The sequence below is a fragment of the Myxococcales bacterium genome (assembly GCA_016720545.1).
GTDB lineage: Bacteria > Myxococcota_A > Polyangia > Polyangiales > Polyangiaceae > JAAFHV01.
The window spans coordinates 1-14074 of sequence record JADKKK010000036.1; the positions used below are offsets into that span (position 1 = coordinate 1).

Below are 14074 nucleotides of genomic sequence, written 5' to 3' on the forward strand. Positions count from 1 at the left end.
CATCGACGAGCTGCAGGTGTTCGAGGCGCTCTGCAACCTCGTGCGCAACGCGATCGAGGCGATGCCAGCGGGCGGCGCGGTGCGGATCACCCTCACGCCGCGGGGTCACGAGCCAGGCGTGACGATCGCGACGAGGGCGACGGCATCCGGCGGGGTTCCAGGCGTCGATGTTCGAGCCGCTCCTCACGACCAAGCCGATGGGCCTCGGCCCCGGCCTGGTCACCGCCAGGCGCTCATCGTGGCCAGGGTGGCCGCCTCGTGGACCACCGCGGCTGGCGAGGGCACGACGTTCGAGGTCTTCGTGCCGGCCGTGCCCGGCGCCCCGCCCGCCCGCGCCACCGCCGGAGTGACCCGCGCCCTCACTGGTTGCGCTGATCACGTGGAAGCCGAACGGGGTCTCCACCGGGGCGCTCACCTCGTTCACCGAGAGCGTGAAGGCCGCGTCGGAGAAGGGCTTCGCCATCTTGTCGCGCGTGAACTTCCCCACGCTGCCGAGCCGCTCCTTGGCGGCTGGATCGTCGGAGTACTCCGCGACCAGCGCGGTGAAGTCGGCGCCGCCCTTGGCCTTCTCGGCGACCTCGCTTGCCCGCTTCTTGGCGTCCGCCTTCGAGCGCGTGACGCCCTTCGGGCTCCGCTCGGCGCCCTTGTAGGCGACCAGCACGTGCTGCGCGGTGACCGACGTGGGCGGCTCCGCCGGCGCCTTCACTTCGGCGGCCTTCGTGGGCTCGACCGGAGGCGCAGCCACGGGTGGCCGCGGCGGGCGTCGCGGAGGCCCGGCGCGCCCTCTTCTCGGCGGGCTTGTCACAAGCGGGAGCGAGGCGAGGAGGAGCGCGAGGGGGCGAAGCGGGGCGAGCGAGCCGCAACTGGGGCGGAGCACGAGGTCCCCATACACGACCACGCGCCCCAGACGCAAGAAGGCCCGCGCCGGGCGCGGCCCCGGTGGACCCCGGTCCCGAGGTGCGAGCCTTCCGCCGACGCCGCGCGAACTGCGCAGCGGCGATGACGACCGGGGCTACCAGCGGTAGTGCGCGAAGGCCTTGTTGGCCTCGGCCATCTTGTGCGTGTCGTCGCGCTTCTTCACCGCGTTGCCGCGGGCCGTTCGCCGCGTCGAGGAACTCGGCCGCGAGGCGCTCGCTGCATGGTCTTTCGCCGCGGTCGGGAGTAGTTCGAGCCAGCGCATGGCGAGCGCCACGCGGCGCTCGGGCCGCACCTCGACGGGGACCTGGTAGGTCGCGCCGCCGACGCGCCGGCTCTTCACCTCGAGCTTGGGCTTGACGTTGTCGAGCGCCTTGCGGAAGACCTCGATCGGCTCCTCCTTGAAGCGCTCGCCGATGACGTCGAACGCGCCGTACAGAATGCCCTCGGCGGTGGCCTTCTTGCCGCCGTACATGAGGGTGTTCGTGAACTTCGAGACGAGCTTGTCCTTGAACTTGGGATCCGGGGTGATCCGGCGCTTGGGGACTTCACGGCGACGAGGCATCGGGTACTCCTAAAACTAGCTAACTCAGCGAAGTTCTTTACTTTTTGCGCCAAAGGCGCGGCGGCGCGAGCGAGACGCTCAGGTCTTGGGGCGCTTGACGCCGTACTTGGAGCGCTTGCGGTTGCGGTTGGCCTTGTTCGTGGACGAGGGGCCGATCGCGCCGGAGGCGTCGAGGGTGCCGCGCACGACGTGGTAGCGCACGCCCGGGAGGTCCTTCACGCGGCCGCCGCGGATGAGGACGACCGAGTGCTCCTGGAGGTTGTGCCCCTCGCCCGGGATGTAGCTCGTCACTTCCATCCCGTTGGTGAGGCGAACGCGGCAGACCTTGCGGAGCGCGGAGTTAGGCTTCTTCGGGGTGGTGGTGTACACGCGGACGCAGACGCCACGCTTCTGCGGGCAGCTCTTGAGGGCAGGAAGCCGTCTTCTAACGGGCGGCCTCGCGGCCGTGGTTGATGAGCTGATTGATCGTCGGCTTGGGTCGGGTCTCGTCCTGGGAAGCGGTGCGGAGTTTCCGGGTGAAGGGGTTGAATCGGGCGAACGCGCGGTGCGGCGTGACTGGCGCTTCTTACCCTTGGGAGGGCGGCACTCTACATTAGGAAGTTTGTCTGTCGGCGGCGGCGCGGCGCCACTCCCCAAGCTCGGCGGAGCCTCGGGGCCTCGTCGGGGCCCTACCGTAGCGCTACGCGCGCCCGTGTCCACGGCGGCGGTTCTTTCGCCTTTCTCCGCGCTTCGCGCTAGCGCTCGGGCTGGTCCATGGCCCGCGCGTCCCGCTAGCTCCCCGTTTCGCCCGGCCCCGCTCTTCGGGCTCCTCGGGCTCCTCGGGCTCCTCGGGCTCCTCAGCCTCGTCACCGCGCGAGCCGAGCGCGGGCCGCGGCACCGGCCCCTCGCGCCAGCCGATCGTGTTCATCGTCGTGGTCGCGCTACGCCGCGGTGGCCGCGCTCCGCGCGACCCGCGCTGCGGCAGCCCGCGACCTGGGTCGCGGCGCTCGTGTCGATGGTGCTCGTGGTGCGCGGCACGCGACCGCGGCCGATGGCCGGCGATCCCTCGGGCGACAGGCCGCGCCAGCTCGCGACCTTCGCCCTCGCGCTCACCCTCGCCTCGGCGCTCGTGCCGACGCGGCTCGCCTTGCCGTCCACGCTCGCCGCCGTGGGCGCCGCCGTCGCCGTGCTCGCGGCCACGCGGGCGCTCGCGCGCACGAGCGGGCCGGCGAGCGTCATCTCCCGCCGGGAGCGTGCCCTGGGCCTTGCCCGTGCTCGCCGCGGCGCTGGCCGCCTTCGCGCTGCTTCGCCTCGGCCTGCTCGCGTTCGCGCAGCACCGCCTGGCCGACAAGGTGCCCTCGTGGCCTGCGCTCGGCGCCGCGCTGCCGCCCACAGTCCTGCTCGTGGCCGCCGCCGCTCGCGCGTCGGCCGCGCGGCTCGAGCTCGGCGCCCGCGAGCGCACGCGCGTCGCGCTGCTGCTCGCCCTTCGTCTTTCCCGCTCGGCGGCGCGATCGCCGCGGCCACCGCGCGGGCGCCGCTCCCGGCGCTGATGGACCTCGTGACGGCGACCGGGGGCTCGCGCTCGCGTGGGTGCTCGGCCACGGCGACGCGGTGGAGCTCGCGCGGCTCGCGCGGCGCGCCCTGACCCTGCTCGTCTTCCTCGGGCCCGTGTGCGCGGTGGGCGCGCTCCTGAGCTTCGGAGAGCCGGCCGGCGCGCCGGGGATCACCTTCGCGACGGGCGTGCTCGTGCTCGCGCTCTCGCTCTTCGTCGCCGAGCTCGAGACCACCTTCGTGCCCGACCGGGGGCGCCTCCTGGCGGCGACGGCGCGCGCACGAGGCGCTGTTCGAGTCGGAGTCGAGCGAGGCCGTGGGGGTGGCGCTCGAGCACCTGCGCGAGGCGACCGGGCCCCGCGGCGGCTCGCCCGAGCTGTGGATGCTCTCGCCCCCCAAGGTGCTCACGATCGACGCGGCCGGCTACCCCCACACCCGCGAAGCGGAGCTGCCAAAGACGCTCCTCTCCGTGTGCGCGGACGGGCCGCACGGCACGCTGCGGACCGAGGTGCTGCGGGCGCTCGAGGTGCGTCGCCCGGACCTCCGCCCGCTCCTCGCGTGGCTCTCCGACCGGAGCGCGCGCTGGCCGCCGTGGTCGTCGCGGCGGCGAGAACCTGAGGGCTCTTGCTCGTGCGGGGGCGCGCCACGAGCCGCTCTCGCTCGAGGAGGTGCTCGCGCTGGAAGCGCCTCGCCGACACGCTCTCGGCCGCGTGCCAGGGCGAGGGCGCTCCAGGAAGCCTCGGGCGTGAGCGGGCCGCAGCCGACCGCGCCGAGCGCGCCGCCGACCGGGTCGAGCGGCCGGTCACCGCGTGGCGCTCGACGAGGGGCGCAACGTGGCGGCCACCGGCAAGGCTCGCCGGCCCGCCCACGTAGGCGTGTATTCTACATCTATCAGGATGGCCCATTATGAGACCCTCGAGCGGCGCGTTCACCGCGCGCGCCCGTGGTGGTAGTGGCGCCCTCGGGCGTCGACGCGATGCCGTACATCGCGAAGGCTCACCTCTCGAGCCCGCGACGCGCGTAGCGCCCCTCGTGGTCGACGGCGCGGCGACCGCGGAGCTGATCCCGAGGCGTGGAACCGCCCCCACGCCTCGCCGCTCGCGCTCGCCGACGGCGGCGTGTCGTGCTCGTCGACGGCGCGGCCCTGCCCGTCGAGGTGCAGCGCCTCGTCGCGCGCGCTGCTCGACGAGTGCCCCTGGGAGCGGCCAGGCCGCTGGAGATCCCGCTGGCGCTCACCTGCACCCGGCCGCCGGAGCTGCTCGCCGACGAGGGCGAGCTCGACCCCCAGCTCCTCGCGCGCCTCGGCGACGCGGGGATCGAGCCCATCGTCTTCCCGCGCCTGCAGGACCGCGCCGAGGACCTCCGCGCGATGGTCACCGACGCGCTCGCCCGCGAGGGGCTGCGGGTGCGGGGGCGCCCCGTGGGCCTGTCGGACAAGGCGTTCGGGCGCTTGCTCGACTACGCGTTCCCTGGGGAGGAGCCGGAGCTGTTCGTGTTGGCGCGGCGCCTCGTGCGGCTCGCCGAAGGCGACGTGGTCAGCGCCGAAGACGTCGAGGCGTGTCTCGGCAGCGCGGCGGAGCCCCTCGAAGACTGAGGTTGGGTTCTCCGGCGGTGAAGAGGAGGCGCGACAACCGAAGCAAATGGAGCCCGCCTTGCGGGCTTGTCGCCCAACAACCTTGGTCTCTTCCCCTGCCTCGGGCTTTAGCCCGAGGCAGCCGGGGCAGTCGGGGCACCTCGATGGGGTCGGCTTCCCATGAGGAGGCCTCTGCTTCCGATGAGGACGCCTCTGGCCGGCCCCGATCACCGCGCGTCGCGGCAGCAGCGGAAGCCCGTGGAGTAGTCGTGGTACGTCGGCTCGTGCGCCGACGTGACGTACAGGCACCCCGGGCCGTTCTGCTCTGCGTCACCGTAGAAGCCGCCGCGAAACCGCGCGTGGCCCTTGGCGTCGGCGGGCTCGGAGGTCCACTCGTGCAGATTCCCCACGCAGTCGTAGACCCCATACGGAGAGCGGCACTCGGGGTGGGCGCCGGTCCGCGCGAGGCCGCCGTCGACCTGGTTCAAGTGAGGATCGTTGAAGTTCTCGTAGGTCCAGCGCATCGGATCGTTGCCATAGAAGCGCTGCACGGACGGCCCTTTGCCCCTCGTTACTTGCGGGCCTTGTGCGTCACGCCGCCGTACGGGTACCGCGCGCCGGCGTCGTCCCCGCGGCACGCGCGCGCGAGCTCCTTGGCGGCGCACAGGCGCTTGTCCGCCGCGGCGCACGCGGCGGCGGCTTGGACCTGCGAGATGTAGGCCTGCGGGACGACGTTGGGCGCGGACCTCGCGCGCACGCTCGCGTCGCCTACCGTTTGGTAAGGCGAGCGGGCCGCTCCTGCCGCCCTCCACCGTGACCTCGCGGCCTCATGCGATCGACGCAGAAGGTCCCGATCCGCGCCATCTCCGCGGGGCAGCCGTCGACCTCGCCTGGGGCGTCTGGGCCTGCGTCCGGCGCGCCGACGACCCCCTTCGGCGACGGGGTCGCGCCCGCGCACGCCGCGAGCAGCGAGACCCCGACCGCGAAGGCTCGCCGGACCCGCGCCATACTTCGAGCGTACCGCGTTCGCGGCGCGTGGCTCAGCCGGGTCGCGCCGAGGCCGCGGGCCGGGCCACCTGGGACGGTCCGTGAGAGCTCCACGCGCGCGCTCGCGCGGCGCTCACCGCGACGTGCGCTTGCAGGTGGTCGCCGCGGGGACGCGCCCGAGACCAGCTCGGAGGTGCAACGGAGGGCGCAGCGCCGCTGGACTAGGTGCATGGGCACCTCCGTGCGCATGGCCTCTTCGCGGGACTTCGCGGACGACCTGCCGACGGGAGTGGCCCGCCACGCCTCGTACAAGCCGCGGGTCCGGGTCGTGTTCGATGCAGTAGGCACCGCACGCCATGCTCTCGGCCAGCGGTCGGCTTCGCCCCGTCGCGCGGACCACCTTGCCTCCGTAGGTCAGCGTCGTCGTGCAGTTTTCGGCCGGCGCCCGGCACGCCACGACCAGCGCGATGAACGACCGTGACCCCGCGCTTCGCCGCCCACGAGCGCCCATACCGACTTGGCCTTTCCGCCGGCCGTGGCGCGGCGAGCGCAGTGTGCCACTCTCGTGGCCCCGCGGGCGCTACAGAAATCAAGCGTACGCGCGTGCGAGCGCGACCCGCCGCTACGTTTCCGCACACGACCGCGCGAGCCGTGGCCTCGCGCCTCACCTCGCGTCACGGCAGCAGCGGAACCCCGTGGAGTAGTCGTGGTACGTCGGCTCGTGCGCCGACGTTTGACGTGCAGGCACCCCTTCCCGTTGATCTCGGCGTCGTCGCAGAAGCCGCCGCGAAGGCGCGTGACCCCGCGCGTCGACCGGCTCGGAGGTCCACTCGTGGAGGTTGCCCACGCAGTCGTACACACCATGTGGCGAGCGGCACTCGGGGTGGGCGCCCGTCCGCGCGAGGCCGCCGTCCAGCTGGTTCAGGCGAGGGTCGTTGAAGTACCTCGTAGGTCCAGGCGCCGGGTTCGCCTCGAAGAGACGCGGCACGAACGGGCCCTTTCCGTCATTGCACTTTCCAGGCATTCGCGTGGTGCCACCGTGCAGGTAGGCGCGCCCGCGTCGTCTCCGCGGCACGCGGGCGAGCTCCCTCTGCGCCGCAGAGGCGCTTAGTCCGCCGCGGCGCAGGCCGCCGCCCCTCCACCTGCGAGATGTACCTCGCGGCACCACGTCGGGCGCGGACTTCGCGCCGCCGCTCGCCGAGGTCTCGTAGGGGGAGCGGGCCCGCTCCACGCCGCCCTCGACCGTGACCACGGTCGCCTCGTAACGATCGACGGTGAAGCCGCCGATGCGCGCCATCTCGGCCCAGGGCACCCGTCGACGAGCGCGCCCGAGTCTGCGTCGCTCGGCGTCCGGGGCCTGCGTCAGGGCCAGCGCCCGAGTCTGGGTCGCTCTGCGTCACGACCGCTGTCCGCAGGCCTGGGGGGGCGTCCTGCGTCGGAGGGCGCCGGCGTCCTCGAGCGACGACGGCTCGCCCTCCAGCTCCGCTCGCGCAGGCCGCGAGCAAGGAGGTCACCACCACAGGCGCCCCAGGAGGACCGCATGGCCCGCGAGGTGGCGCGTCGCGCCTAAGCCGGCGAATCAGCACGCGGCCTAGCCAAGCCAAGCTAGGCCGGCGAGGCCTTCCCCTCGAGCTGCAGGATCCACCGGTCCTGCCGCGCGTCGCGGCCCTCGGTGAACACCGTGGCCTCGTCGCCCAGCCGCGCCACGAGCGCGCCGTCGGCCCGGTCACGCAGGGAGGCGCCGTCGTCGGCGACGACGAGCCACGCGCCGCCTCGCGCGCGGCCCACGTCGCGCACGTAGAGCTTCACGTCGAGCGGCGGCTCGTCGAGCGAGACGTGGACCTTCGAGCTCGTGAAGCCCATGATCGTCCCGCGACGGCGCGGACGCTCCGCGAGCGGGAGCGCCACATCGCGCCCGAACAGCGCGTCGAAGTAGAGCTTGCCCACGAGATCGTTGGCCTTGCGCTGCGTGTCCTTCGAGTGGTTCGCGGCGGTGACCACGCGCTCGCGCAGCGGGTCGTCGGCGCCGCCCGCGCCCCCGAGCAGCTCGACCATCTCGTGGTGCACGAAGATGCCCACCACCTCGCGCATGGGCGCCGAGAAGCGCGCGTACGCCTCCGCGCCCACGCCGTGGTGCTCGCCGACGCCGGACGAGAACGACGACCGCGCGTTCACCACGATGGCCTGCCGGTGCACCGCGTCGGCGACGCGGCCCTCGGGCCCCTCTGTGGGGAGCCCGGCGAGGAACGCCGCGAGCGGGCGCTCGGCCGGGTCGAAGTGGAAGGGCGGCCCGAGGCCGTGCACGCGGGGGACGGTCGCGAGCGGCGCGCGGAGGCTCGCGAGGCGCTCCTCGGGGGGCGACGGGTGCACACGGTAGATGGGCTGCACGTGCGGCGCCGGGCTCTCGAGGAGCATGCGGGCGCCCTCGCGGTTGACGAGGAGCGACAGCTGCTCGTTGTACATCTCGACCCGCGCGCGGCGAGTCCACCAGGGTGAGCTCGGCGCCGTCGGGCCCCGTGAGCTGGAGCTCGGTCTCGCCGCGGCGGTACCGGGCCACATCCCGCGACGCGGCCTCGCGTATGAGCACCTCGCCGACGCCACGGAGCGCCTCGAGGCTCGCGGAGAACTCCACGCGCGAGAGCGCGCCGCCGCCGGTGTCGTAGAGCGCCTGCACGTCGGGGAACGCGAGCTTCGCGCGGCTCCGCACCTTCGCGCGACGCACGTCGGTGCTCAGGATTTTGCCGTCGCGATCGACGCGCACCTCGAAGACGAGCGCGCGCCGCGGCCCGTCGGGGTTCAGCGACACCACCCCCTCGGAGAGCTCCCTCGGGAGCATGGGCACCGAGAAACCTGGAAGATACACGCTCGCGCCGCGCGTCAGCGCCTCCTCGAAGAGCGCGCTGTCCTTCGGCACGAAGTGGGCCGCGTCGGCGAGCGCGTAGCGCACCACGTACGCGACGCCCGGGCCGCCGCCGACCTCGACGTGGAGCGCCTGGTCGAGATCACGCGACGTGGCCGCGTCGATGGTGACGAAGGGGAGCGACGTGAGGTCGACCAGCGCGCGCTCGGCGAGCGAGCGGTCGAGATCGATCGCGGCGACCTCACGCCGCACGCGCGCCGGGAAGAAGGGGTTCGCGCCCACGGCGAGCGCCGCGAGGAGCACGGCGGCCCGGGCCGTGCCAGCGCGCGCGAACCGCTCGTGACGAGCGGGATCGGCGAGATCGATCGCGACGACGTCGCCCGCGACGAGGCCCGCGGGCGCCGGCAGCAGCGCCTCGCCGTCGCGGGCCGACTCGAGCGGCGCGCGGAGCGAGAGCCCGCTCGGGCCCCCCTCGACCACGGTCATGCACGGCGACTCGAACCCGGAGGCGCGGCCAGGGCTTGCTTCTATTTTCATGAACCTACTCGCTTTTGTGAGTCTGGAGCGGCTACCGCGCGGGGGCCTCGAAGGAGCCGAGCGAGGCGTCGGGGCTCCCTAGCAGCGCGTAGGCGCACAGGTCGTCGACGGCGAGCGCCGCCGCCCCCGCCGCCCCGACGAGCACGATGCCAGCCTCCGGTCGGGAGGCTCGCGACGCGAACGCGACGTTCTGCGGCGCCTCTGCGCAGGGGTAGCTCTCCTTCGTGTTGAAGGCCAGCCGCGCGCCGTCGGACGCGAGCCCGAGCATCTCGACCTGGTTGGGCGCGCACGCGCCCTTGGTGACCGGCAGCGGGTAGAGCTCCACCTCCTCGTCGAGCGGACGGAAGATCCCGAGCGACGGCAGCTTGGGCGACGCGGGGTTCGCGGAGACGAAGGCGACGAAGCCGCTGCCCACCGCGACGGGGCCGGGCACCGCGCCTGCCGCGCGGCGGAGCCCGACGTCGGTGCCGACGTAGAGCGCGCCGTCGGTGCCCACGACCGCGAGCGTCGCGCCGCGCACGTCGAAGCCGGCGATGCCGGGGACCTTGCACGTGGGGCCGATGCAGATGGCCTGCTCGGCGCCGCCGGCGAGCGGATAGCGGGCGAGGCCTGCGTCGGTGACGACGAAGGCGTCGGTGTCTCGCAAGCCGAGGAACCGCACCGGCGCAGCGATCGGGAGCGTGACGCGCGCGCCGTCGGCGACGCTCACCACCACGACGCCCTTGTCGTCGGCGTAGGCGATGCGGCGCCCCGACGCGGCGACCGCCGTCGCGGCGCCGGCGTGCACCGAGAGCTCTTCGAGCCCCTTCACCGGGTCGCGGAGCGCGCGGACGTGCACCTTGTCGGAGGCGTCGCGCGACGAGAGCACGAGCACGCCCGTGTCGAGGGCGACGGCCACGTGGGCCGCGCGCTCGCCAGGGAGCCGCGCGAGCGACGAGCTGCCCCCCTTGCACGCGACCTGGCGCGGCCCGACCCCGCCGTCGACGACGGGCGGCGGGGGAGGTGGAGTGGACGCCGTCGTGGTGGGCGTGGGCGTGGGCGTGGGCGCGGGCCCCTCCTCGCCGACCTTCCCCCCGCACGCGCTCGCGCTCGCGAGCAGCACGACCGAGGCCCCGACGCCCCAACGAAACCTCACACCCATGGCTGGAAGGTACCGACTCCCGCCCCGGATGGAAAGCCCGAAGGGCCGTCTTTTCTGGCGGGCGCGCCGCCGGGCAGACGGGCGGCGCTTGTCCCGCCGGGAAATACCGTGGTAGACCCCACGCCATGCGTACGTGGATGCACCCCCTCGCCCCCTTGCTGTTCGCGTCCTTCTCCGCCAGCGCGCTGTCCGTCGGCTGCGGGAACGCCGACGAGCCCTACAAGGCGACTCCGGCCTGGTCGGGCAAGAAGGCCTCGATCCCCGCGGTGCCCCAGCTCCCCACGAACCCCATCAAGTCGGGCGACGCGTACACCATCCACGGCGCGCGCCACCACCTCCAGAGCCGCATCCACGACAAGGAGGTCACCGCGAAGGAGATCACCCTCGTCGGGTACATCGTCGAGGAGAACGTCTCCGAAGCGCCGCTGTGCGCCATCCACAAGACCGGCAAGGCCGATCCGGAGGGCTGCGTGGCAGAGATCCCCTCGTTCTGGATCGCCGACGCCAAAGGCGAGACCAAGGTGAAGGTCCGCGTGCTCGGCTGGGCCAAGAACTACGCCAGCGTCTTCGAGGCGATGGAAAAGTACAAGAACCTGAAGGAGCCCCCGAAGGAGCTCTTCAAGGACGAGGTGTGGAGCGTCGACGTGCCCTACCCGCTCCCGGCCGTGGGCGCGAAGGTGAAGGTCACCGGCAAGTACGGCTACACCTTCTCGAAGGCGAGCACGGGCATCGTCAGCGATCCCGCGAACGGCGTGCTCACCTACGGCAAGATCGAGGTCCTCGAGCCCGCGGCCGAGCCGCTGTCCTTCAAGAAGAAGAAGTAGTCCGAGGCGAGCTCCGCGAGCGCTCTCGCGGCGACGAACAACGGCTGAGGGCACCCGCTCTCGGCCGTCTCCCATTTCGGTGATCGGCCGGGCACGAGCGCGCCACGTCCCATGAGAGGTCCCTCGCGGCGCGCCGCGGGGGGTGGCCGCGCTGCGCCTCCGCCGTAGGCGTGGCCGGGTTGCGCCCTAGGCCCCCTGCATTCAGCGCTCGGCCGCAAGAAAAAAAGAAAAAAACTTGCCGGGAGCGTGATCGTTTCCAAGGGGCCACTGCACCTACATGTCGAGAGCTGAAGGGCAAGGTCGTCGGTGAGGCGACGCCCGGGGCTCCCCATTCCACGGGCCAACCTGGCCCGGACGCCCCCGTGTGCCCGCTCCGCCCAGTGCCCCTCGCCATGAAGAACCACCTCCACCACCGCCCGCTCGCGCTCGCCTTCACCGCGCTCTGCGTGGTCGTCTCGCTCGCTCGCACGGCGGCCGCGCAGGGCGCCGACCCGTACGAGAGCGCCCTCGCCGCGTCGGCCGAGGCCGAGCAGCGCGGTGATCTGGTCGGCGCGGCGCGCCCCCTCGAGCAGGTGCTCGAGGTCTACCCGCAGGACCACGCGCTGCGCCTTCGCCTCGGGTGGGTCACCTTTCGCGCGGGCCGCTACGCCGACGCCGAGCGGGCCTACCGCGCCGCCCTCGCGCTCGCGCCGCAGTCGATCGACGCGCGCCTCGGGCTCGCGTGGACCCTCGTACGCGAGGGCCGCTGCGACGACGCGCGGGGCGAGCTCTCGCCGATGCTCGAGGCGGACGACGCGCAGGCCGAAGAGATCGCGGCGGCCTGCGTAGAGCCCGCGAGCGCGACCGGCCGCGTGTCGCTGTTCGCCGCCTGGAACCAGTACTTCTTCCCGGGCCACCCCTACAAGAGCTCGGGCACCGGCGTCCTCGCCGGCGTCCGCGGCCAGACCGCGGGCGGCCTCACGCTCCAAGGCGCGTTCCGCCACATGGCGTTCACGCCTACCGCGGGCTCGGGCGTGTCGGCCTTCACCCAACAAGAGGTGTACGGCCTCGTGGGCTACGAGCGGCCCGCGGCGGCGCTGTTCCTCCAGGGCGCGCTGGTGTTCGACGGCAGCGGCGTCATCGGCACGTCGAAGCACGTGGGCCTCGCGGGCCGCTGGAGCCCGGCGGGTGATCTCCTCCTCGACGCCTCGCTGAGCCTCTACGACGACCAGACCATCGCGCGCATCGCGCCGTCGTGGAGCATCCCGGTAGGGCCGCTCCGGCTCGTCCCGGGCGTCGCGGTGCAGGTCGCCGGCGGCGAGGTGAAGACCACCGGCTCGTTCACCGCGGCGCTCGACGCCGGACCCCTCTCGCTCTGGGCCGGCGGCAAATACGGCGAAGAGATCCGCCCCACGTACCTGAGCCAGCTCGCCGTCTACGACATCCTCGAGCGCGTGCGCTGGGGCGCCTGGGCCGGCGCGCGCGTGCGGCTCGGCTCGGTGGTGTCGCTGCAGGCCACCTACGCCCTCGATCGCCTGCGCTGGACCGACGCCACCACCGGGAGCGCGACCGAGAGCAACTCTCACGCGGTCACGCTCGGCCCGATCTTCACCTTCTGACCGCGCCCTCGCGCGCGGCCACTCCGCAAGCACTCCGCACCCACTCCCCGTCCACTCCCCAACAGTCGCCACCCCTACCCAAGAAGGAGCACCCCCATGTCCGTCGCCGCCCTCCAGAACCTCGCCATCAGCGACTCCGGCTTCGTCTTCGACCCCACCTCCGGCGCCACGTTCACGCTGAACCCGACCGGGCTCACCGTGCTGCTCGCGCTCCGCGATGGCCTCGGCCTCAGCGCCATCGTGGCGCGGCTCGCCGAGCGGTTCGAGCTGCTCGCGGGCGACACGCGCGAGGACATCCTCGACTTCGTGCAGATGCTCCGCCAGCACGGCCTGCTCAACGGCGACTTCACCCTCGCCTGAGCCGCACATCGACTCGCCGATCACCTGCGTTACGCGAATTTCCAATTAGGCATTCAGGAGACACCCCATGAAGAAGCGACCCCTCAGCATCGGCGTGACCGGCATGAACGCGACCGACAACCCCGCGCCCGGCGTCGGGGTCATCCGCTCCCTGGCCGAGGGTGGCGGCGGCGAGCGCCTCGTGGGCCTCGCCTACGACGCCCTCGACCCGGGCGTGTACGCGGGCGACATCGTCCGTGACGTGTTCCTGCTGCCCTATCCCTCCTCCAGCCTCGAGGCGTACCTCGACCGCATCGAGTACATCCAATCGCGCGTCGGACTGGACGTGATCGTCCCCACTCTGGACGCCGAGCTCCCCGCGTTCATCGCCATCGAAGACAGGCTCCGGGCCATGGGCATCGTCACGCTCCTCCCCACGCGGGCCCAGTTCGACCTCCGCTCGAAGGCGAACCTCGCGGAGCTAGGGCGGCGCGCGGAGGTGAACGTGCCCAAGACCGTGGTGGTGAACACCGCCGCCGAGCTCGCCACCGTGCACGAGAAGATCGCCTATCCGTTCTGGGTGAAGGGCGTGTTCTACGGCGCCGTGCTCGTGAACACGCTGGACGAGGCGTACGCCGCCTTCCACAAGGCCACCGCGACCTGGGGCGCGCCGATCATCATCCAGTCGGGTGTCTCCGGCGAGGAGCTCAACGTGGTCGGCGTGGGCGACGGCGAGGGCGGGCTCATCGGCGCCGTGCCCATGAAGAAGCTGCTCATCACCGACAAGGGGAAGGGCTGGGCGGGCGTCACGATCCGCGACCCCGAGCTGCTCGCGGTCGCCGAGCGCTTCGTGAAGGCCACCGGCTGGCGGGGCGCGTTCGAAGTCGAGGTGATCCGCGAGAGGAGCGGCCAGTACCAGCTGCTCGAGATCAACCCGAGGTTCCCCGCGTGGGTCCACCTGGCGACGGCGGCGGGCATGAACCTGCCCCGCGCGGCGGTCGAGATGGCCCGCGGCGCGAAGCCCGCGCCGCTCCGCGACTACTCGGTCGGCACCGTGTTCGTGCGCATCTCGATCGACCAGATCGCCGGGCTCGGCGACCTCGAGCGAATCCTCACGAGCGGCGAGGTCCTCCGCGCCTCTCCCACGCTGGCCCCCACGTTCGTCGAGTCCGACGACGCGCCGCGCTCCGCCGCCTGAAAGCGCC

At 72.9% G+C, this 14074-nt stretch carries 14 protein-coding genes and 1 pseudogene; 6 read left to right on the forward strand and 9 right to left on the reverse strand.

What is annotated here, in order from left to right; all coding sequences use genetic code 11:
* The 4 genes and pseudogenes from IPQ09_30455 to IPQ09_30470 form a co-directional block, all read right to left on the reverse strand.
* On the reverse strand, positions 1-745 hold a 745-nt coding region (locus IPQ09_30455), incomplete at its 3' end, for a peptidyl-prolyl cis-trans isomerase (GenBank protein ID MBL0198465.1).
* Between the two features lie 267 nt (positions 746-1012).
* Positions 1013-1480, reverse strand: coding sequence for a 30S ribosomal protein S7 (gene rpsG / locus IPQ09_30460; GenBank protein MBL0198466.1), 468 nt, complete (start codon positions 1478-1480; stop codon positions 1013-1015).
* Between the two features lie 78 nt (positions 1481-1558).
* A pseudogene (locus IPQ09_30465) lies at positions 1559-1946 on the reverse strand (30S ribosomal protein S12).
* Between the two features lie 437 nt (positions 1947-2383).
* Entirely contained in the window at positions 2384-2698 is a 315-nt protein-coding gene (locus IPQ09_30470; protein MBL0198467.1) for a hypothetical protein, read from the reverse strand.
* A 26-nt stretch (positions 2699-2724) separates the two neighbouring features.
* Between IPQ09_30470 and IPQ09_30475 the strand changes: the two genes are divergently transcribed.
* The gene (locus IPQ09_30475; GenBank protein MBL0198468.1) at positions 2725-3009 is read left to right on the forward strand and encodes a hypothetical protein; all 285 of its coding nucleotides are present in this window, start codon (positions 2725-2727) and stop codon (positions 3007-3009) included.
* 1073 nt (positions 3010-4082) lie between these two features.
* Positions 4083-4604, forward strand: coding sequence for a hypothetical protein (locus IPQ09_30480; GenBank protein MBL0198469.1), 522 nt, complete (start codon positions 4083-4085; stop codon positions 4602-4604).
* Between the two features lie 206 nt (positions 4605-4810).
* Here the strand turns inward: IPQ09_30480 and IPQ09_30485 are convergent, their stop codons facing one another.
* The 5 genes from IPQ09_30485 to IPQ09_30505 form a co-directional block, all read right to left on the reverse strand.
* A complete protein-coding gene (locus tag IPQ09_30485) occupies positions 4811-5134 on the reverse strand; it encodes a hypothetical protein (GenBank protein MBL0198470.1) in 324 nt (107 codons plus the stop codon).
* Positions 5135-5154: 20 nt separating this feature from the next.
* Positions 5155-5340, reverse strand: a complete 186-nt coding sequence (locus IPQ09_30490; protein MBL0198471.1) for a hypothetical protein — start codon at positions 5338-5340, stop codon at positions 5155-5157.
* Between the two features lie 894 nt (positions 5341-6234).
* Positions 6235-6882 (reverse strand): hypothetical protein, encoded by a 648-nt coding sequence (locus tag IPQ09_30495; protein MBL0198472.1) that lies wholly within the window; start codon positions 6880-6882, stop codon positions 6235-6237.
* A 414-nt stretch (positions 6883-7296) separates the two neighbouring features.
* Positions 7297-8733 (reverse strand): RNB domain-containing ribonuclease, encoded by a 1437-nt coding sequence (locus IPQ09_30500; protein MBL0198473.1) that lies wholly within the window; start codon positions 8731-8733, stop codon positions 7297-7299.
* A 265-nt stretch (positions 8734-8998) separates the two neighbouring features.
* Positions 8999-10108 carry a hypothetical protein gene (locus IPQ09_30505; GenBank protein MBL0198474.1) on the reverse strand — a complete coding sequence of 370 codons (1110 nt, stop codon included), beginning with the start codon at positions 10106-10108 and terminating at the stop codon, positions 8999-9001.
* A gap of 137 nt (positions 10109-10245) precedes the next feature.
* Here IPQ09_30505 and IPQ09_30510 point away from each other — a divergent pair, with 137 nt between their 5' ends.
* The 4 genes from IPQ09_30510 to IPQ09_30525 all read left to right on the forward strand — a co-directional run bounded on the left by IPQ09_30510 (position 10246) and on the right by IPQ09_30525 (position 14067).
* Positions 10246-10932: a hypothetical protein gene (locus tag IPQ09_30510; protein ID MBL0198475.1), complete on the forward strand. Its 687-nt coding sequence runs from the start codon at positions 10246-10248 to the stop codon at positions 10930-10932.
* A 392-nt stretch (positions 10933-11324) separates the two neighbouring features.
* On the forward strand, positions 11325-12530 hold the full coding sequence (locus IPQ09_30515) for a tetratricopeptide repeat protein (protein MBL0198476.1): 1206 nt from the start codon (positions 11325-11327) through the stop codon (positions 12528-12530).
* Between the two features lie 96 nt (positions 12531-12626).
* Entirely contained in the window at positions 12627-12890 is a 264-nt protein-coding gene (locus IPQ09_30520; GenBank protein MBL0198477.1) for an HPr-rel-A system PqqD family peptide chaperone, read from the forward strand.
* Positions 12891-12957: 67 nt separating this feature from the next.
* Complete coding sequence (locus IPQ09_30525; GenBank protein MBL0198478.1) at positions 12958-14067, forward strand: ATP-grasp domain-containing protein; 1110 nt, start codon at positions 12958-12960, stop codon at positions 14065-14067.
* The last annotated feature ends 7 nt before the right edge of the window (positions 14068-14074 follow it).